The sequence below is a fragment of the Burkholderia ubonensis genome, assembly GCF_902833085.1.
GTDB classification, from domain to species: Bacteria; Pseudomonadota; Gammaproteobacteria; order Burkholderiales; family Burkholderiaceae; genus Burkholderia; species Burkholderia ubonensis.
On the sequence record NZ_CADFEB010000006.1, the window covers coordinates 21,531 to 39,881 of the forward strand.

An 18,351-nucleotide genomic window follows, 5' to 3' on the forward strand; every position below is an offset into this window, starting at 1 on the left:
TTGTCGAGATCCTGGTTGCCGGTCAATACTCCCGCGTGATGAATTTGTGCGACGATGCCCGGCATTCGACAACGAGCAAGGAGGCAGGACGATGCGTGAAGTGCGTTGGGCGTCGCTCGAAGGCGACGGGATCGAACATCTGGCGTTCGACCGCAGCAACGGCGGGATCATCGTGGAAAGCGTGGTGGTCGGCCAGCGGTACGGCAAGTCCTACGGGCTCGCGTACCGGGTGGTCTGCGACGCGCAATGGCGCGCGACCTACGCGGTGCTCAAGGTGATGGGCGGCGGCACGCTCGAGCTTCACGGCGACGGCCTCGGCCATTGGCGCGACGGCTCCGGGCGGGCGCTGCCGGAACTGGACGGCTGCATCGACATCGACATCGCGGCGACGCCGTACACGAACTCGCTGCCGATCGGCCGCCTCGGGCTTGCGCGCGGCGAGCGGCGGCCGATCGACGTCGTCTACGTATCGACGCCGGACCTGAAGGCGACCCGGGTCCAGCAGGCATACGCATGCATCGAGCCGGGCCGGCGCTACCGCTACGAAGGCATCTTCCGCGATTTCACCGCCGAGATGGACATCGACGACGACGGCCTCGTGATCGACTACGAGACGTTGTTCAGGCGCTTGCCGGCAATCCGCTGAACGGGCGCGGCCGTCTTCTTCTCGTGCGCGGCGGCGAAGCGGTCGATCCGCGCCGCGATCAGGTCGGGGTCGCGCAACACGATCCAGTGCGCGCCGTCGATTTCCTCGCGCACGTGCTCGCCGAGCCAGCGGCCGAGGTCGGCCGACATCTCCGGCGTCACGTAGCGGTCGCGCACCGGCACGAGGATCTGCACCGGCGCCTGCGCGTGACGCTCGCGCGGCCGCCGGGCCCGCGCGATGAAGTTCGCGCGATACATCTGCATGCCGTTCAGCGCGTTCTTCAATTGCGCGGGGTCGCGCTCGGGGCGAACCCGTTCGGTGAGCTGCAGCCAGCGCGGCCATAGCGCCGCGCCGCCGAGCCGCCACACCAGCGACGGCACGAGCGGCAGGTGGAAGAACGCGATGTACCACGACTTCAGGCTCTGCCTGAGCCGCATCCTCGCGCGGAACACATGGTCGAGGCACGGCCCGGAGATCGACGTGTACGACGCGATGCGCTCGCGCCACGCCGGATCGGTCACGGCTTCCCAGCACTGGATCGACCCCCAGTCGTGACCGACGAGGTGGAACGGCCGGCCGCCGCAGGTGGCGTCGGCGACGGCCTTCAGGTCGTCGGCGAGCCGCGCGAGCGTATAGTCGGCGCGGCGGCGCGGCGCGTCGGAGGCGCCCGCGCCGCGCACGTCGTACGCGATCACGCGGTAGCGTTTCGCGAGCCGCGCGCGGACCGGCTCCCACACCCTCGCCGAATCGGGGTAGCCGTGCACGAGGATCACCGGCGGCGCGCGGCGCGAGCCGCTCGCGTAGACGGCGAGCTTCACGTCGCCGGACTGGACGGTCAGCATCTCGCTTGCGCGCGTCATCGCGTCACGCCTGCGGGACCGGATGCAGCGGCACGCGGCGCGGCGCGGCCTGCGCGGCGTAGCGCGCGTTGGTCGCGTCGATGTTCGCGAGCAGCGTGTCGAGCCCCTGCAGGTACTGGTGGTTGTCGTGGTCCCACGGATGGAAGCCCGGCCGGAAATAGTCGAGCCATTCTCGCGCAATGCTCGGGAACACGCCATGCTTCGGGCCGTACAGGTACTTCACGAGCCGCCACATGCCGCCGAATTTCCCGTGACGGCGCCGATGCGCGAGCATCAGGCGCACGTGGAAGTCGAACACGATCGTCCAGAACATCAAGGTCGTCGTCAGCATCGTGCCGGTGCGCAGCAGGTAGCTGCCGAGGCCCGGCTTCATCACGGCGTTCCACACGTCGTACGACACGGCCTTGTGCTCGGTCTCTTCCATCGCGTGCCACATCCACATCTGCTGGTAGCCCTCGACGGAGCCGTCGATCCGGTGCTCGTGGCCCGACAGCAGCTGGTTCGCGAGAATCGCCGTGTAGTGTTCGAGCGCGATCGTGATCGCGAGCTGCATCGAATGCGGCAGCACCTTCTTGAACCAGCCGAGGATCGCCCACAGGCGCTTGTCGAGCTTGTGCGCGGGCAGCCCCGACGCCTGCAGCAGGTCGTTGTACTCGATGTGCTCGCGCGTGTGCATCGCCTCCTGGCCGATGAAGCCCATCACCTGCTTCTTCAGTTCCGGGTCGTCGATCCGGTCGCGGTAGTTGCGCACCGAGTCCATGAAGAACCGTTCGCCCGCCGGAAACAGCAGCGACAGCGCGTTCATGAAGTGGGTGACGGGCACGCCCTGGACATGCCAGTCGCGCGCGCGCTCCGGAGGCAGCGCGAAACGGATGTCGCGCCGCACGGGCATCATCTGCGGGGTCGTCATGACTGTTCTCCTCCCTGATTGCCAGCGTTGTTGTACGTTGCATGGGCCGGTGCGGCCGGCGCGCGCGCGGCGCGGCGGCGCGCTTTTGCGGCCTCGTGCCTGGTTGCGAACACAACCAGTGCCTGATACGCGGCGGGCAGGATGCGCGCGAGCCAGTCGGCGCCGCGCGCGTCGCGGCCGATCAGCACGCGGCGCTTGTTCCGGCGCACGCCGGCGAGGATCGTGCGCGCGGCGTCGTCGGCGGTCGTGATGAAGAATTTCTCGAACTGGTCCTTGCCCTGTTGCTCGCTCTCGACCATGAAGCCGACCATGTTCTTCGCGACGCGGCTCGACTGCGCGATATTGGTGCGGATGCCGCCCGGGTGCACGCAGGTCGCCGACACGCCGCAGTTCATCATGTCGAGCTCCTGGCGCAGCGATTCGGTGAAGCCGCGCACCGCGTACTTGGTCGCGTTGTAGCCGCTCATGCCCGGCTGCGCGAAGATTCCGAAGATGCTCGACGTGTTGATCACGTGACCGTCGCCGGACGCCTTCAAGTGCGGCAGGAACGCCTTCGTGCCGTGCACGACGCCCCAGAAGTTGATGTTCACGATCCATTCGAGATCGCTGTATTCCATCCCGTCGATCGTGCTCGACAGCGCGACGCCCGCGTTGTTGAAGATCAGGTTGATCTTGCCGTGTTCCTGCGCGGTGTCGTCGGCCCAAGCGAACATCGCGGCGCGGTCGCCGACGTCCAGCACGCGCGTCGTCACGCGCACGGCCGGCGCGACCGTGCGGACGATCCGCTCGGTTTCGGCGAGGCCGACCGCGTTCTTGTCGGCGAGCGCGACGTGGCAGCCGGCCTGCGCGAGCTGCACCGCGAGCGCGCGGCCCATGCCCGAGCCCGCGCCGGTGATCGCGGCGACCTTGTTGGCGAAATCTCTCATGTCTGTTGGCTCCTGTACGAGGCTCAGGCCGCTTCGGCGGAAGCGGAAGCGGCGGAAGCGGGCGCGGCGATCGGCCGCGCGGCCGTGTCGTGCTGCGGGACGCCGTACGCGTGGTAGTCGGCCATCGAGAAGCGCGCGGTCGCCTGCCGGAAGCGCCACGTGAAGCCCGGCCACAGCGTCGTGTTCTTGCCGGTGCGCGGATCGAGATACCAGCTCTTGCAGCCGCCCGTCGACCAGATCGCCTTCTTCAGCCGGCCCTGCAGGTCGTGGTTGAATCGCGCCTCGACGAGCGGGCGCACCTCGATCGCGTCCGCGCGCTCGCGTCGCATCGCCTGCAGCGCGCCGAGGATGTACTCGATCTGCGACTCGATCATGAACACCATCGAGTTGTGGCCGAGGCCCGTGTTCGGGCCGACGATCATGAACAAGTTCGGATAGCCGGGCAGCGTCGTGCCGAGATACGCATGCGCGCCGTCGCGCCACGCATCGACGATGTCGAGACCGCCGCGGCCGACGATCGCGCCGCGCGGAAACGGATCGGCGACCTGGAAGCCGGTGCCGTAGATCAGGCAGTCGACTTCGTGGCGCTTGCCGTCGGTCGTGACGACCGCGTTTGCCTCGATCCGCTCGATGCCGGTCGTGATCACGTCGACGTTCTTGCGCGACAGCGCCGGGTAGTAGTCGTTCGAGATCAGCACGCGCTTGCAGCCGAGCGTGTAGTCCGGCGTCACGGCGCGGCGCAGGTCCGGATCGGGAATCTGCTTCCTGATATGGCGCAGCGCGAGCTTCTGCACGTTCCTCATCAGCGACGGATGGATCGCGAAGCCGACCACGCGCGATTCGAGCATCCAGTAGATGCCGCTCCTCACGGCCTTCTGCGTGAACGGCAGCGTGCGGAACAGCCACTGCTCGAGCTTCGTCACGTTGCGATCCGGCTTCGGCATGATCCACGGCGGCGTGCGCTGGAACAGCGCAAGTTCCTTCACGCGCGGCGCGATCTGCGGGACGAACTGGATCGCGCTCGCGCCGGTGCCGATCACCGCGACGCGCTTGCCGTCGAGCGAGTAGTCGTGGTCCCACTGCTGCGAGTGGAACGCGCGGCCCTTGAAGGTCTCGACGCCCGGGATCGCCGGCAGCGCCGCGCGCGACAGGCCGCCCATCCCCGACACCAGCACGCGCGCTGACAGCCGCTTGCCGCTCGCGAACGCGAGGCGCCAGCGCTGCGCGGTCTCGTCGTACTCGGCGCGCTGCAGTTCGTGGTTCAGGCGCAGGTGCGCGCCGATCCCGAAGCGCTGCACGCAGTCTTCGAGATACGCGCGGATCTCCGGCTGCGGCGCGAACATGCGCGTCCAGCGCGGGTTCGGCGCGAACGAGAACGAGTAGACGTGCGATTGCACGTCGCATGCACACCCGGGGTAATGGTTGTCGCGCCACGTGCCGCCGACCGACGCCGCCTTCTCGAGCACGACGAAATCGGTCACGCCCGTCTGCCGCAGGCGAATGGCCATCCCGAGACCGGCAAAGCCGGTGCCGATGATGGCGATGTCGACGGTTTCGTCGGGGCCGTCGTGACCAGGGGGGCCGAAAGGCAACGTGCGAGCATTCATCCGGGTGTCTCCGTTATGGCTCATTTTTGAATGTTACATTGTTTGATGTAACGATAGTGGGTGAACCTGGAAACCGCAAGGGGCTAGATGGTGGGCTCTAATGGACGGAAGCCTTGTGGGAAAAGGCGGAGACGGGTTTGGAACGGTATGGCGGCGAGGCCGTTGGCGGGGCGGCGAGGCCCGTGGAACACGGGTTGGCGGGGGGCTGCTCAGACCGCCGGCGCGCGGCGGTCTGTTTGAAATCGAATCAGGGGCGGATCGAACGGCTGGCCGTCTCATGGAAAACCCCGGCGACGATCGTGACCTGCGCGAGCGCGTACAGCGCCCAGATCAGGTAGTCGATGCCGGCGAATCCGCCGAGGAAGCGGCCGACGCCGATCAGCGTGTCGGAGCCGACGAAGATCAGGCTGCCGAGCGCGACGAGCGGGCCGCGGGTGCGCGCGGCGAGCGCGAAGCTCGCCATCGCGCACAGCACGAGCATATAGACGGCGACCGGCGCGGCCAGCTCGCCGAGATGCGGGAAGAACGCGGCGTAGAAGGCGGGGGCCGCGACCCACAGCGCGATCAGCGCGGCGACGCGCCAGCCGTGCGGGCGCGCGCGCCAGCGCAGGAAGATCGCGCAATAGCCCAGATGCGTGAGCAGGAACGCGCCGAGCCCGCCGACGAACGACGGCGGCCAGCCGGGCAGCGCGAGCAGCACGTCACCGAGCACGGCGGTCGCGAGCGCCGCGCACAGCCACGCGCGTTCGCGCGGCGCGTCGCACGCACAGGCCGCCGCGAGCAGCAGCATGCCCATCGCGGCCTTCGCGGCGGCTTGGCCGGGATAGGGCGCGGCGGCGAGCGACAGGCCGTACGCGAGCGCGGCGGCGACGGCGAGCGGCCAGAGGCGGCAATAGGCGGCGGGAAGTGTGGCGGTCACGGCGGGCGTCTCCGGGAGTCTTGTTGTCATTGTCATGGTCGGGCGCGCGGGGGGCGGCCGCCGGTCATTATGGAGAAGAAAGGCCGCACGAAAACCGGCGAACCTCTCTAGTCGCGGTGCGGGCCGTCCGCCGCGCATCCGGTTCGCCGTGCGCGGCAGCCCTGGCTTAGGGCACGATTGCACGGTCTGTCCTGTCGGTTGGCCGGTGCCCGCTTGTCGGCGCTTCCCGATGCATTTACCGTAGTACGAGGCGGCAATCCTTGGAGCCGCGACTGGGACGAACCATGGATCAAAGCGGAGACTTTATCGTGCGCACCATGTCGGCCGGCGAGGTGGCCATGTCGGTCGAATGGGCGGCTGCAGAAGGGTGGAATCCCGGTCGGCATGACCCGCACTGTTTCAGGGAAGCGGACCCGGCCGGTTTCTTCGTCGGCGTTTGGCGCGGCGAACCGGTCGCGTGCCTCGCCGCCATCGCCTATGACGAACGCTTTGGCTTCATCGGGCTATACATCGTGAAACCCGGGTTTCGCGGCAAGGGCTTCGGGATGCGAATCTGGCGGCATGGCATGCGTTATCTCGGAGACCGCAACGTCGGTCTCGATGGTGTCGTCGCCCAGCAGGCGAACTATCGGAAATCCGGGTTCCGGCTCGCGTACCGCAACATCCGCTATCAGGGGCGCGTGGAAGGCATCGGGTGCGCGCAGGTAGCGGCAGCGGCCGATGTGCCGTTCGAGCAGTTGCTTGCCTACGATCGCCAGTGTTTTCCCGCGGCGCGCGAGCGTTTCGTCTCCGCCTGGATCGCGCAGCCGGATGCCGTTGCGCTCGCGACGGTCGACGCCGGCCGTGTCGCGGGATACGGCGTCGTGCGCCGCTGCAACGCGGGCTGCAAGATCGGCCCGCTCTTCGCCGATGACGCGGGCGTCGCCACCGGACTGTTTCGCGCGCTGGCGGCGAGCATGCCCGGCGAGGTCATCGTGCTCGACGTGCCGGAAACGAATCCTGCGGCCGTCGCGCTGGCGGAGAGGCACGGCATGACGAGCGTCTTCGAAACCGCGCGGATGTACACGAAAGACGCACCCGCGATCGCGATCGATCACGTGTTCGGGGTGACGTCGTTTGAGCTGGGGTGATGGGGGCGGGGCTGAGTGTTTGTCGCGGATCGGCCCGCGAGCGCCGTTCGGCAGCGATACGGTTCGATGATGCCGACTCGATCGTCACTCGGCTTCGGCATGCCCGCGATACGGCTCGCAATCATCCCGATGTGTTTCTGATGGCCCGCCGCGTGGGCTATCCAGCCAGCCGACGTAGAAATTGGTATAGCTGTAATGGCACAGCAGCGTTGGCTTGCCAGGCACGGTCTTGCTATCCACTGTCAAGGTATCCAGTTTGACTGGCACCGTAGGAAACATGACATCGGCCAGCCCGATCTGGTGGGCGTCATGTTTGATCTTGTAATAATCAACCCACCATTCCGCTGCTTTTCCGGACACGACGCGATAACCACGAGAAGGCATCTTGGGTCCGGAGTAATATAATGCCATTGGTTGGTTCAGTCGTGCATCATCGCCAGTCTCAAGGCGAAAAAGCTTGCTGGGGACAAATAGATCGGTGGGATTGTCCGTTCTATCTGAATTGTATTTTGGCTGGTTGACAAAAACCCACTGATGATCATCGTCATAAATCACCAGCTTTACATTCAGATTCTGGGGGTGGGCGAGAGTATTGATGTCGTCGATCTCTATATTGCGAATTCCATGTGCTGCTCCGTCGGGGTTTGTGTTTTTGATCAGAATTTCTGGATTTAAGAAAACGATTTCAGGGTAAAGGTCAAATGAACCCATTAAGCGATATTTCGTGCCAGGCACATAGGCGGAGAGCGGGCGACGCATGGGCGAATTCTCGAACCGGACTCTCACGCTGACCGCAAGCGCTTCATCAAGAAGGTTTTTCCAGTCAGGACGTGTTCCGCTCTTAAGGGCAACCAGGTTTTGCCGGTAACACCCTTCCTGAGCGTGATCACATTTCTGATACATATAAAGGCTGACGCCGTCGTTTTCCAGTGCCAGCCACGGATGCGGGTCGGCAGGAAAGCTGTAAACTTGGATGTATCTTTGCGTCTTGAAGTGCGGGGAAATCATGGGTGGGCAGCCTGCAAGTAATGCACTTATCGGCGCTAGTGCAAGCCATTTTGCTATTGGTAAATATTTTGATTTGAAGGTTGCATATTTATTTTTCATCATATCTTGATGTTATTGGGCTGGCACTATTGAATGATTTTGTTTTGAATATATCAAATATTTATTTTATAAACAAGTTTCGCCAAATGCTGCAGATTGCGGCAGCCGGGGTTTCGCGACATTCGAGAAGAGCAAAAAAAGGCCGACGGGCAGGGTGCCCATCGGCCTTCTTTGGGGGAATGCAGGCGCGCTGCGCCGCGCGTTACTTCGCAGCGAGCGCAGTCGCCACGCGCTTGTCCGTCCACGCGTTGTCGCCGACGACGAGCTTCTGCGGAATCAGCTTTGCGTCGTAAAACGCATCCGCGACGCCCTGCTGGGTCGCGACGATCCGTTCGTCGATCGGCACCGCGCCGAACGGCACGCGCTTGATCCACGCTTCGACGAGCGGCTGCGGCAGGCCGACCTTCGGCGCGAGCAGCGCGGCGGTCTCGGCCGGATGCCCGTTGACCCACAGGCCCGTCTCGCGCGCCTGCTTCAGGATCGCGCCGACCACGTCCGGATGTTGCTGCGCGAAATCCCGCGTCGCCTCGTAGAAGTTGTTCGCGGGCGTGAGGCCCGTGTAGTCGGACAGCGTGCGGACCTTCAGCGCGTTCTGCGCGGCCGCGTAGTACGGATCCCAGACGGCCCATGCGTCGACGTTGCCGCTCTCGAAGGCGGCGCGCGCGTCGGCGGGCGGCAGGTACACGGGGCGGATCTCGTCGTAGCGCACGCCGGCCTTCTTCAGCGCCTCGAGCAACAGGTAGTTCGCGCTCGAGCCCTTCTGCAGCGCCACCTTCTTGCCGCGCAGGTCGGCAAGCGAGCGGACCGGCGAATCGGCCTTCACGAATACGGCTTCGTTGTGCGGCGACGGCGGCTCCGCGCCGACGTATACGAAGCGCACGCCGGCCGCCTGCGCGAACACGGGCGGCGGCGCACCCGTGTAGCCGAAGTCGATGCTGTTCGCGTTGAGTGCTTCGAGCAGTTGCGGGCCTGCGGGGAATTCGAACCACTGGACGCGGTAGCCGAGCGGCTTGAGCCGCGTCTCGAGCGCGCCTTGCGCCTTGACGACCGACAGCAGCCCGGCCTTCTGGTAGCCGATGCGCACGACCTGATCGGCGCCGCCTTGCGCGAACGCCGACGCCGAGCAAACCGCGACGAGCGTAGCGGCGGCGGTGCGGGTGATCCAGCGGGTGAATCGAATCATCTTGCGGACTCCATGCGAAACGTCTTCGGGCGAGCGGCGGGCGTGCCGCTCGGTTGGAAGAATCGTCGCACGGGCGATATCGGCGACCAACGAAGCATTGCCGATATCAATATGACGCCGGCGCGCCTATGCTTTGTCGCCGTCGCCTTGCAGATCGGGTGCGCCGGCCTGCCGCGCGGCCTCGTCGCTGAGCTTCCTGTCGAGGATGGTCGCGACGCGGCCGCCGAGGTACGCGCTCGCCGCGGTTTCGAGCGCGCGATTCATCTCGCCTTCGACGAACACGGCCGCGAGCGGGCGCAGCCGCCAGATCGCGTCGACGAGTGCGGGCACCTCGGTCGGCGGCGGCAGCGCGCCGGCGTCGTAGCGGTCGAGCCGCTTCACGACGAGGTCGACCAGCAGCCGCGCGATCGCGTCGAAGTGCGGGCGCGCGACGCCGATCATGTCGAGCAGCTCGCGCGGCGGAATGCCTTCCTTCGCCATCGCGGCCGCCGCCTCGAGCAGCGCGGGGCTCTTCGCGACGAACGACAGGCCGTGCCGCTCGAGCAGGCCGAGCTCGGTCACGCGCGCGAGCTGCGCGGGCGTTTGCGGGCCGAACATCTGCGCGAGCGCGGCGAGCGAGTACGTCTTCGGCCGCTCGTGCGACCAGCGGCCGCCGATCGCGTTTTCCAGGCCGAGGATCGAGCGCAGGTCGTGGCCCTCGTCGATCGCCATGATCAGGTCCTGGATGTTCGACAGCGTGTAGCCGCGCGCCAGCAGATGGTTGATGACCTTCAGGCGGGCGACGTGCGTGTCGTCGTAGATGCCGACGCGGCCGCGCTTCTCGGGCGGCGCGAGCAGGCCGCGATCCTGGTACGCGCGGACGTTGCGCACGGTCGTGTCGGACACGCGCGCGAGCTCGTCGACCGTGTACTCGTTGCGGGTCTCCGCGACGGCCTCGTCAGGTGTGGTGTGAGTCGGTTTTGGCATGCGGCCATTCTAGCGCGACGGGGCAGGCGCGGGCGAGGCGGGGAGCGTGCGCGCGCCGTCGCCGAGCGGGCGCTGCAGCAGCGCGGTGTCGATCCAGCGGCCGTGCTTGAAGCCGACCGCCTTCAGCGTGCCGGCCGGCTCGAAGCCGAACGCGCGATGCAGCGACGTCGAGCCGCCCGTGCCGCCGTCGGCGATCACCGCGACCATCTGCCGCCACGGGCCGGCCTCGCAGCGCGCGATCAGGGCCGCGACGACGCGACGCTGTGGCGGACGTGATGCGCGTAGATCGCGTGGATGGCGTCGAGGTCGGCGTCGGTGGCGTCGCGGATGGCGCAGGCGGCTGGCTTGGCGGGCATGGTGAGGGGGCGACGGAGTGGCGATTCGGGGAAGCCGCTACTATGCGGGCGATTGCTGGACCCGTAAAGCGGCGGCCGCGCGTGCGGCGTCGCGGCGTTCAGGTTGGCGGCCGCTTCTTCTGCGTGTCGCGAGGCAACTCGCTGAAGCGGGCGAAATAGTAGGCGGAAAAGCGGCCGAGGTGCCCGAAGCCGAACGTCAGCGCCGTATCGGTGATGCTGGCCATCGGGTCGGTCAGCAACTGCACGCGGGCGGCGTCCAGCCGGATGTTGCGCAGCAGCTCCATCGGGGTCGCGCCGTGGTAGCGGCGACACAGCACGTTCAGCGTCCGAAAGCTGACGCCGGCCGCCCTGGCGAGGTCTTCGAGCGAGATCGGCGCGCAGAGCCGCGCGTGGATGAATTCGAGCAGCGCGTCCATCTGCCTGATGCCGCTTCGTGATCCGGATTCCGCCGGCGCGCCGCGCGATTCCGGCGCCGGGCCGGCACGCGCCGTAGCGGGCGTCGGCGGGCGATGCACGAGCAGGAACAGCGCGAGGCTTCGTTCGAAGTGGTCGCGCCATTCGGCCCGGATGCCGCCGTCGTCGGCAACGGCGAGGACGTTGAGCAGCGACTGCGCAATCAGGTCCCATTGCGACGCAAGCGCCCTCGGCAGCAGGAATCCCGGCGCGAGGCCGGGCGCGGCATCGTCGGGCGACCGGCCGGAGACCGCGCGCATCAGCGAATCGGGCACCTTGACGATCAGCTGCCGGGTGCCGGGTCGCCAGCGGAGGCGGACGTGCGTCCTGGGCGCCAGCACGGCGGTGCGGCCCTCGGACACGCCCATCACGTGCCCGTCGCACTCTATTTCGGCGCCGCCCGCGAGCGACGTATGGACGAGCGAAAAGCCGTCGAACGGGCGCGGCGCGACCTCGACTTCGGCGCCGTACTGCAGCGCGTAGACGGTCAGGTGATTCAGTTGCCCCTTGAAAAGTGCCGCGTCGGGCACGCCCCGCTGCCAGCGCAGCGCATGCTCGGCCAGCTCCGCGGAGACCTGCTCGTGCGCATCCATGCGCACTCCGGACCGGAACAGGCAATTCCGATACAGCGCGGACAGCACTTCCGCATTTGGGGTGAGGGGCATGGGGCGTCTCCTGTGTGGCGTTTCCGTGCTGCGCATCCGGCTGGCCGCGGATGCGCGTCGTGCCACATCGGTTTCTCTTGTGTACGAGATATCCTGAAAGGATGATATTGATCTTTGTCAGGCTTGTCTAAAGTATTGCAAGAATCGGATAGTCCCGTTCCTGCCGAGTAAAAATTCGGATAGCGCGCGGCGTGTGGAAAAGCGGATCAAATTCGCGAGCCGCCTGCAATTTCCGGATAGTGAGAATCTTTGTGGCTTCCTACACTGCGCCGGAAGCTGGGCGGAAACCGGTGCATTTCACGACAACATTTCGTACAACTACGAAATAGATGGGCTGAGCGATAGCTTTGCCCGAGTGTCGCGCGACGGTTGCCGTCGGACCTGAGTCCCATCTGAAAAAAGGAAGGAAGTTCCATGCGTCAAATCAACCTGCAGGCGCTTTCGAACGACGCACGGCTCGGCACGCTGCACGGCGTCGTGCTGTTCTGGTGCGCACTGATTATCGTGTTCGACGGCTACGATCTGGCGGTGGCCGGCATCGCGCTGCCGGCGATCATGAAGGAGATGGGCGTCAACCCCGCGCAGGCCGGCTTCATGGTCAGCTCGGCGTTGTTCGGCATGATGTTCGGCAACATCTTGTTCGGGACCGTCGCCGAGCGGATCGGGCGCCGCTGGGCCATCGCGGCCTGCCTGACGCTGTTCAGCGTGTTTACGGCGGCGGCCGGACTGGCCCCGACGCCCGCGCTGTTCGGCGCCGCCCGCTTTCTGGCGGGCATCGGCATCGGCGGCGTGATGCCGAACGTGATCGCCCAGATGACCGAGTACGCGCCGCGGCGCGTGCGCAGCACGCTGGTGACGCTCATGTTCAGCGGCTATTCGGCCGGCGGCATGCTGGCGGCCGTGATGGGCAAGGGGATGATCGAGGCGTACGGATGGCAGTCCGTGTTCGTCGCCGCGGGCGCGCCGGTGCTGCTCGTCCCGCTGCTCGTGAAATGGATGCCGGAGTCGCTGCCGTTCCTGATCCGGCGCGGCAGGACGGACGAACTCGCGCGCATCGCGCGCCGGCTCGATCCGACGTACCGGCCTCGAGCGGGCGACTGTTATGTCGTTCCGCGCGAGGACAAGGCGGGCAACGCGCCGGTTCGCCAGCTGTTCGACGACGGTCGCGGATTCAGCACGGTCATGTTCTGGATCGCCTGCTTCATGTGCCTGTTCATGGTGTATGCGCTCAGCTCGTGGCTGACCCGGCTGATGGCGGGCGCGGGCTACAGCCTCGGCTCCACGTTGACGTTCGTGCTGGTGTTGAACGCCGGCGCGATGGTTGGCGCAATCGGCGGCGGCTGGATGGCCGATCGCTTTCCGGTCAAGACGGTGCTGGTGTCGATGTATCTGCTTGCCGCGGTGTCGATCACGCTGCTCGGCTACAAGATGCCGACCGCGCTGCTGTTCATGCTGGTCGGCCTCGCCGGCGCGTCGACCATCGGCACGCAGATCGTCAACTGCGCGTATGCGGGGCAGTTCTATCCGATGGCGATCCGTTCGACCGGCGTCGGCTGGACGCTGGGCGTCGGCCGCAGCGGCGCGATCCTGGCGCCGATCGTCATCGGCGCGCTGGTGGGCATCGATCTGCCGCTGGAACAGAACTTCATCGCGATCGGGCTGCCTGCGCTGGCGGCGGCCGTCGCGGTCGGACTGATCGATCATCGGCGCTCGGCTTCGCATCATGGCCGCCCGGCGTCCGGCGGCGAGGAACAGGTGTCGCATGCCCGGTAATCCTGGGTGGCGCATCGGCGGGGCGTCGGCGCGAGGCCGGCGACCGATCGCGCGTGGAAACGCTGTGTCGTTTGTCTCATGGAAAAGCTTAGTCATGCATATCGATTCGGGGATGTTTAAGGCGATGGCGAAGGGAAGTGCGCTCGCATGGGCGCTGATGGCGGCAGCGGGCATCGCGCATGCGCAAGGCAGTGTGACGCTGTACGGCATCGTCGATACAGGCGTTTCGTATTACAACCATGCGGCGAAGGGCGGATCGGCGATGGGCATGCCGCATCTGACCGGCGAAATGCCGTCGAGGTGGGGCATGAGGGGCGTTGAAGACCTGGGCGGCGGCTACCGGGCGTTCTTCGTGCTCGAAAACGGCTTCCAGCCCGGCACGGGCGGGTTCAATTACGGCGGGCGGCTGTTCGGCCGGCAGGCGAACGTGGGACTGGGCAGCGATATCGGAACGCTCACGCTCGGCAGGCAGTTGAACATGACGGCCTATGCGCTGGCAAACGTCGACGTGATCGGGCCGTCCATTCATTCGCCGAGCAACTTCGACGCCTATCTGCCGCATGCACGCAGCGACAACGCGATCGGCTACCTGGGCAAGTTCCGCTGGCTCACGATCGGCGGCACCTACAGCTTCGGCCGCGACGCCGCCGGGCCGGCCGGACCGTCGGCCACCGGCTGCGCGGGGCAGGTGCCGGGCAATCTGCTCGCGTGCCGGCAATATACGGTGCTGGTCGCATACGATGAGACACGCTTCGGCGTCGCGGCGTCCTACGACGTGAAGCGCGGCGGGGCGGGCGCATCGGCGCCGCTCGACAGCAGCGCCCATACGAGCACGCACAGCGTCGTCGGCGGATACGCGCTGCTGGGGCGCGCGAAGCTCGGCGCGGGATGGATACGGAACAACATCGCGGCGGCTACCCATTTGCAGACCGACATCTTCTTCGCCGGCGTCACCTATACGCTGACGCCGGCGGTGTCGTTCGACGCGCAAGGCACGCGCTACCTGCAACGCGGGCCGGCGCGCAATGCGGACGCGAACGCGACCCTGCTGGTCGGGAGGGCGAACCATCAAGTGTCCAAGCGGACGCGCGTCTATGCGTCGGTCGGCTACATGCTGAACGGCGCGACGGCGGCCAAGGCGGTCGCTGCCGGCGGAACGGTCGACATGGGGCGGAACCAGCTCGGGATCATGGCCGGTTTGCAGCAGCGGTTTTGACCGGGCCGCGGCGTCAGAGCAGCCCGTGCGCCGTGCTCACCGCGTCCGCGATCGCATCCGCAACGCGCTGGACGCGCGGCGACCGGCGCACGTCGGGATGCACGACGAGCCAGATCTCGCGCTCGATGTCGCAGCGCGGCGCGGAGGCGAGTTCGACGAGCGGCGCGGGCGCGGAATCGATCGCCGGATCATCGACCAGAAACCGCGGCAGCAGCGCAATGCCCGCGCCGGCCAGGCACGCGCGGTGCAGCGTCGCCAGATCGTTCGACACGAACGCGAAGCGGCGTCCGGCCGCGAACCGTTCGAGCCATTGCTGCTGCGGCGTCTGCGCGAGCGCGTCGTCGTAGCCGAGGAACTGCCACGTGTCGGGCGGGGCGGCCGCCCAATCGGGCGTCGCGCACAGCGCGAAGCGCATCGTGCCGAGCCGGCGTGCGGCGAGCCCCGGCTCCTGCGGGCGCGACAGGCGCACCGCGAGGTCGGCTTCGCGCGCGTACAGGTTGGCCGCGTGCATCTCGCCGATCAGGTCGATCCGCAGCCGGGGCCACGCGCGCTGCGCCCGCGCGAGCCGCGGCGCGAGGAAGTGGCTCGCGAAGACCGGCGACGCCGACACGCGCACGACGCCGTCCAGGTCCGCCGCGCCCTGCGCCGCGCGCGCGAACGCATGCGCGTCCGCTTCGAGGCGCGCGGCGTGCGCGGCCAGATGCAGGCCTTCGTCGGTCGGCGGCCAGCCGCGCGGCAGCCGATCGAACAGCCGGATGCCGAGCGCGTGCTCCAGCGCGTCGATGCGCCGCGCGACCGTCGAATGCTGCACCCGCAGCGCCCGCGCGGCGGCCGACAGGCTGCCGCCGCGCATCACCGCGAGGAAATAGCGGATGTCGTCCCAGCTCATCCCGGGCGGCGAAGCCGCCGCGTCATCTGTCGAATTTTGCACAGTAGCTGCTTGCGATTCGTGAATTCCGCTCGATTATGCACGATGGGATCATCGCGTCACTTCATTCGATTGCGAGGAACACCATGAACGTGAATGTCATCACCGCTTGTCAGATCGGGATCGACCGCCATGGCGACGCCGGCGTGCTGCGCCGCGTGGAGGCGCCGGTTGCGCCGCCCGGCGCGGGCGAGGTGCGGATTCGCCAGACCGCGGTCGGCGTGAATTTCGTCGATATCTATTTCCGCAGCGGCGCGCATCCGCTGCCGGCGTTGCCGGGCGTGCTGGGTGTCGAGGCGGCGGGCGTGATCGATGCCATCGGCCCCGGCGTGACCGGCCTCGAACCCGGCCAGCGCGTCGCATACGCGGGCTTGCCGACCGGCAGCTACGCGACGGCGCGCACGCTGCCGGCCGCGCGCGTGCTGCCGATTCCGGACGGCGTGAGCGACGACGCGGCCGCGGCCGGGCTGCTGAAAGGGATCACCGCGTACATGCTGCTCCACAAGGTGCGGACGGTGGGCGCCGGCGACAGCGTGCTCGTCCATGCGGCGGCCGGCGGCGTCGGGCTGCTGGTCACGCAGTGGGCGAGCGCGCTCGGCGCGCGCGTGATCGGCACGGTCGGATCGGCGGCCAAGGCCGCGCTCGTGCGCGCGCGCGGCGCGGAAGCGGTGGTGGCGTATCGCGACGACGATTTCGTCGCGGCGGCGCGCGCGTTCGGCGGCGGCGCCGGCGTCGATTACGCGATCGACGGGATCGGCGGCGACGTGCTGACCCGCACGCTCGGCGCGGTCAGGCCGTTCGGGATGGTCGCGAGCATCGGGCAGGTTGCCGCGGTCGGCGCGCGCCAGACGATCGATCTCGACGAACTCGGGCCGGCGCGCTCGATTGCGCTGGCACGGCCGAGCGTGCTCGGCTTCATCGCGCGCGACGTCGACGGCTACCGGGACGCCGCGCGCGTGACGCTCGAGCGGCTGGCGGGCGGGATGCACGTCGAGATCGGCGCGCGGCTGCCGCTCGGGCAGGCGGCCGATGCGCACCGGATGCTGGAGGCGCGGGCGACGACGGGGGCGGTGGTGCTGGTGCCGTGACGGGGCATGGGCCGGCCGCCGGCCTGCTCCCCCCGGTCACGCGCGCTTGCGCAGCGGCGCATCCTCGACGAACCACGCGAGCACGAACGCGATCGCGATCACGGCCGCCGCCGCGAGATACACGACGTGCAGCGACCCCGCGAACGCGTGCAGGTACGCGTCGCGCACCGCGTCCGGCAGCTGGTGCACGGCGGCCGGGCCGAGCGACGGCGGCAGTTCGGCGCCGGCCGGCAGTGTGTTCGCGAGCCGCGTCTGCAGCCCGTTCGAGAACAGCGCGCCGAATGCCGCGACGCCGAGCGAGCCGCCGATCGAGCGGAACAGCGTGACGCCCGACGTCGCGACGCCCATGTGGCGGAAATCGATCGTGTTCTGCACCGCGAGCACGAGCACCGGCATCACCATCCCGAGCCCGATGCCGAGCAGCGCCATGTAGCCGTACATCGTGCTCAGCGGCGTGGCGAGCGACAGCGTGGACAGCAGCGCCATCGCGACGCCGCCGACCAGCGTTCCCGCGATCGGAAACGCGCGGTACCGGCCGAACCGCGAGATCAGGCGGCCGCTCGCCACCGACATCGCGAGCATCCCGCCCATCATCGGCAGCAGCTGCATCCCGGCCTGCGACGGCGTCGAGCCTTTCACGACCTGCAGGTACAGCGGAATGAACGTGACCGAGCCGAACAGCGCGATGCCGACGACGAAGCCGATCAGGCTGCACAGCACGAAGGTGCGATGGCGGAACAGCGCGAGCGGCATGATCGGCTCCGCGGCGAGCCGCTCCTCATAGACGAACCCGCCGATCGCGACGACGCCGAGCACGAGCGTCATCCACAGCTGCGGCGACGACCACGGCAGCAGCGAGCCGCCTTCGCTCGTAAACAGGATGACGCAGGTGAGGGCGGTCGCGAGGAACGCGGCGCCCAGGTAGTCGATCCGGTGCTTCACGTGCGCGGCGTGCGGCTTGAACGCGACGCCGATCACCGCGAGCGCGACGAAGCCGAGCGGCAGGTTGATGTAGAAGATCCAGCGCCACGACAGGTGCTCGACGAGGAAGCCGCCGAGCAGCGGCCCGATGATCGTCGCGAGGCCGTACACGCCGCCGAACATGCCCTGGTAGCGGCCGCGCTCGTCGGGCGGGATCAGGTCGCCGATCGCGGCCATCGTGACGACCATCAGGCCGCCGCCGCCGAGCCCCTGCAGCGCGCGCAGCAGGATCAGCTGCGTCATGTCCTGCGCGACGCCGCAGAGCACCGAGCCGGCGAGGAACAGCACGATCGCCGCCTGCAGCACGATCTTGCGGCCGTACAGGTCGCCGAGCTTGCCGTACAGCGGCAGCACGACCGTGGACGACAGCAGGTACGCGGTCACGACCCACGACAGCTGATCGAGCCCGCCGAGCTCGCCGACGATCGTCGGCAGCGCGGTGGACACGATGGTCTGGTCGAGCGCGGACAGCAGCATCACGAGCAGCAGCGCGGCGATGATCAGCCCGACGGGCGCGTCGCGGCGGGCTGCGTCGGCGGTCGGCGAGTGCGGGACGGTTTCGGTTTGCATGGGGGATATCTGCCATGGCAGTGAATTGTTCGGAAATATAGGGGCTAAAGGTTGCCTGGTCAATTTC

General features: G+C 67.6%; 16 protein-coding genes and 1 pseudogene. 5 read left to right on the top strand and 12 right to left on the bottom strand.

Going from position 1 to position 18,351, the window contains the following annotated elements; genetic code table 11:
• The first annotated feature begins 91 nt into the window (after positions 1-91).
• Complete coding sequence (locus tag HWX31_RS17400; RefSeq protein WP_059615203.1) at positions 92-646, top strand: putative glycolipid-binding domain-containing protein; 555 nt, start codon at positions 92-94, stop codon at positions 644-646.
• Here HWX31_RS17400 and HWX31_RS17405 read toward each other — a convergent pair.
• The 5 genes from HWX31_RS17405 to HWX31_RS17425 all read right to left on the bottom strand — a co-directional run bounded on the left by HWX31_RS17405 (position 607) and on the right by HWX31_RS17425 (position 5,868).
• The gene (locus HWX31_RS17405) at positions 607-1,506 is read right to left on the bottom strand and encodes an alpha/beta fold hydrolase (RefSeq protein ID WP_174959853.1); all 900 of its coding nucleotides are present in this window, start codon (positions 1,504-1,506) and stop codon (positions 607-609) included. The two genes, HWX31_RS17400 and HWX31_RS17405, sit on opposite strands and share 40 nt — an antisense overlap.
• 4 nt (positions 1,507-1,510) lie before the next feature.
• On the bottom strand, positions 1,511-2,416 hold the full coding sequence (locus HWX31_RS17410; RefSeq protein WP_095401851.1) for a metal-dependent hydrolase: 906 nt from the start codon (positions 2,414-2,416) through the stop codon (positions 1,511-1,513).
• Complete coding sequence (locus HWX31_RS17415) at positions 2,413-3,342, bottom strand: SDR family NAD(P)-dependent oxidoreductase (RefSeq protein WP_174959851.1); 930 nt, start codon at positions 3,340-3,342, stop codon at positions 2,413-2,415. Before HWX31_RS17415 ends, HWX31_RS17410 begins: the two co-directional genes overlap by 4 nt.
• Before the next feature lie 23 nt (positions 3,343-3,365).
• Positions 3,366-4,949, bottom strand: coding sequence for a flavin-containing monooxygenase (locus tag HWX31_RS17420; RefSeq protein WP_174959849.1), 1,584 nt, complete (start codon positions 4,947-4,949; stop codon positions 3,366-3,368).
• Between the two features lie 247 nt (positions 4,950-5,196).
• Positions 5,197-5,868 carry a lysoplasmalogenase gene (locus HWX31_RS17425; protein ID WP_174959846.1) on the bottom strand — a complete coding sequence of 224 codons (672 nt, stop codon included), beginning with the start codon at positions 5,866-5,868 and terminating at the stop codon, positions 5,197-5,199.
• A 284-nt stretch (positions 5,869-6,152) separates the two neighbouring features.
• On the opposite strand from HWX31_RS17425, the gene HWX31_RS17430 reads away from it, so the two are divergent.
• Entirely contained in the window at positions 6,153-6,998 is an 846-nt protein-coding gene (locus HWX31_RS17430; protein WP_174959844.1) for a GNAT family N-acetyltransferase, read from the top strand.
• An 84-nt stretch (positions 6,999-7,082) separates the two neighbouring features.
• Here HWX31_RS17430 and HWX31_RS17435 read toward each other — a convergent pair whose 3' ends face one another.
• From HWX31_RS17435 to HWX31_RS17455, 5 genes and pseudogenes are all read right to left on the bottom strand, one after another.
• A complete protein-coding gene (locus tag HWX31_RS17435) occupies positions 7,083-8,105 on the bottom strand; it encodes a hypothetical protein (protein ID WP_174959842.1) in 1,023 nt (340 codons plus the stop codon).
• Between the two features lie 202 nt (positions 8,106-8,307).
• A complete protein-coding gene (locus HWX31_RS17440; RefSeq protein WP_059615188.1) occupies positions 8,308-9,288 on the bottom strand; it encodes a sulfonate ABC transporter substrate-binding protein in 981 nt (326 codons plus the stop codon).
• Positions 9,289-9,414: 126 nt separating this feature from the next.
• Positions 9,415-10,254: a MerR family transcriptional regulator gene (locus tag HWX31_RS17445; RefSeq protein WP_059612418.1), complete on the bottom strand. Its 840-nt coding sequence runs from the start codon at positions 10,252-10,254 to the stop codon at positions 9,415-9,417.
• 9 nt (positions 10,255-10,263) lie between these two features.
• Positions 10,264-10,610, bottom strand: a pseudogene (locus HWX31_RS17450) (N-acetyltransferase family protein).
• 98 nt (positions 10,611-10,708) lie between these two features.
• Positions 10,709-11,728 carry an AraC family transcriptional regulator gene (locus HWX31_RS17455; protein ID WP_174959840.1) on the bottom strand — a complete coding sequence of 340 codons (1,020 nt, stop codon included), beginning with the start codon at positions 11,726-11,728 and terminating at the stop codon, positions 10,709-10,711.
• Positions 11,729-12,142: 414 nt separating this feature from the next.
• On the opposite strand from HWX31_RS17455, the gene HWX31_RS17460 reads away from it, so the two are divergent.
• Together HWX31_RS17460 and HWX31_RS17465 are read left to right on the top strand one after the other, a co-directional pair.
• Positions 12,143-13,501 carry an MFS transporter gene (locus HWX31_RS17460; RefSeq protein WP_174959838.1) on the top strand — a complete coding sequence of 453 codons (1,359 nt, stop codon included), beginning with the start codon at positions 12,143-12,145 and terminating at the stop codon, positions 13,499-13,501.
• A 124-nt stretch (positions 13,502-13,625) separates the two neighbouring features.
• Positions 13,626-14,717, top strand: a complete 1,092-nt coding sequence (locus tag HWX31_RS17465) for a porin (protein ID WP_174959894.1) — start codon at positions 13,626-13,628, stop codon at positions 14,715-14,717.
• 13 nt (positions 14,718-14,730) lie between these two features.
• Here the strand turns inward: HWX31_RS17465 and HWX31_RS17470 are convergent, their stop codons facing one another.
• The gene (locus tag HWX31_RS17470) at positions 14,731-15,606 is read right to left on the bottom strand and encodes a LysR family transcriptional regulator (RefSeq protein ID WP_174959836.1); all 876 of its coding nucleotides are present in this window, start codon (positions 15,604-15,606) and stop codon (positions 14,731-14,733) included.
• Positions 15,607-15,731: 125 nt separating this feature from the next.
• On the opposite strand from HWX31_RS17470, the gene HWX31_RS17475 reads away from it, so the two are divergent.
• The gene (locus HWX31_RS17475; RefSeq protein ID WP_244143765.1) at positions 15,732-16,733 is read left to right on the top strand and encodes a quinone oxidoreductase family protein; all 1,002 of its coding nucleotides are present in this window, start codon (positions 15,732-15,734) and stop codon (positions 16,731-16,733) included.
• A gap of 36 nt (positions 16,734-16,769) precedes the next feature.
• On the opposite strand, the gene HWX31_RS17480 is transcribed toward HWX31_RS17475, so the two are convergent.
• Complete coding sequence (locus HWX31_RS17480) at positions 16,770-18,284, bottom strand: MDR family MFS transporter (protein ID WP_174959832.1); 1,515 nt, start codon at positions 18,282-18,284, stop codon at positions 16,770-16,772.
• Between the last annotated feature and the right edge of the window lie 67 nt (positions 18,285-18,351).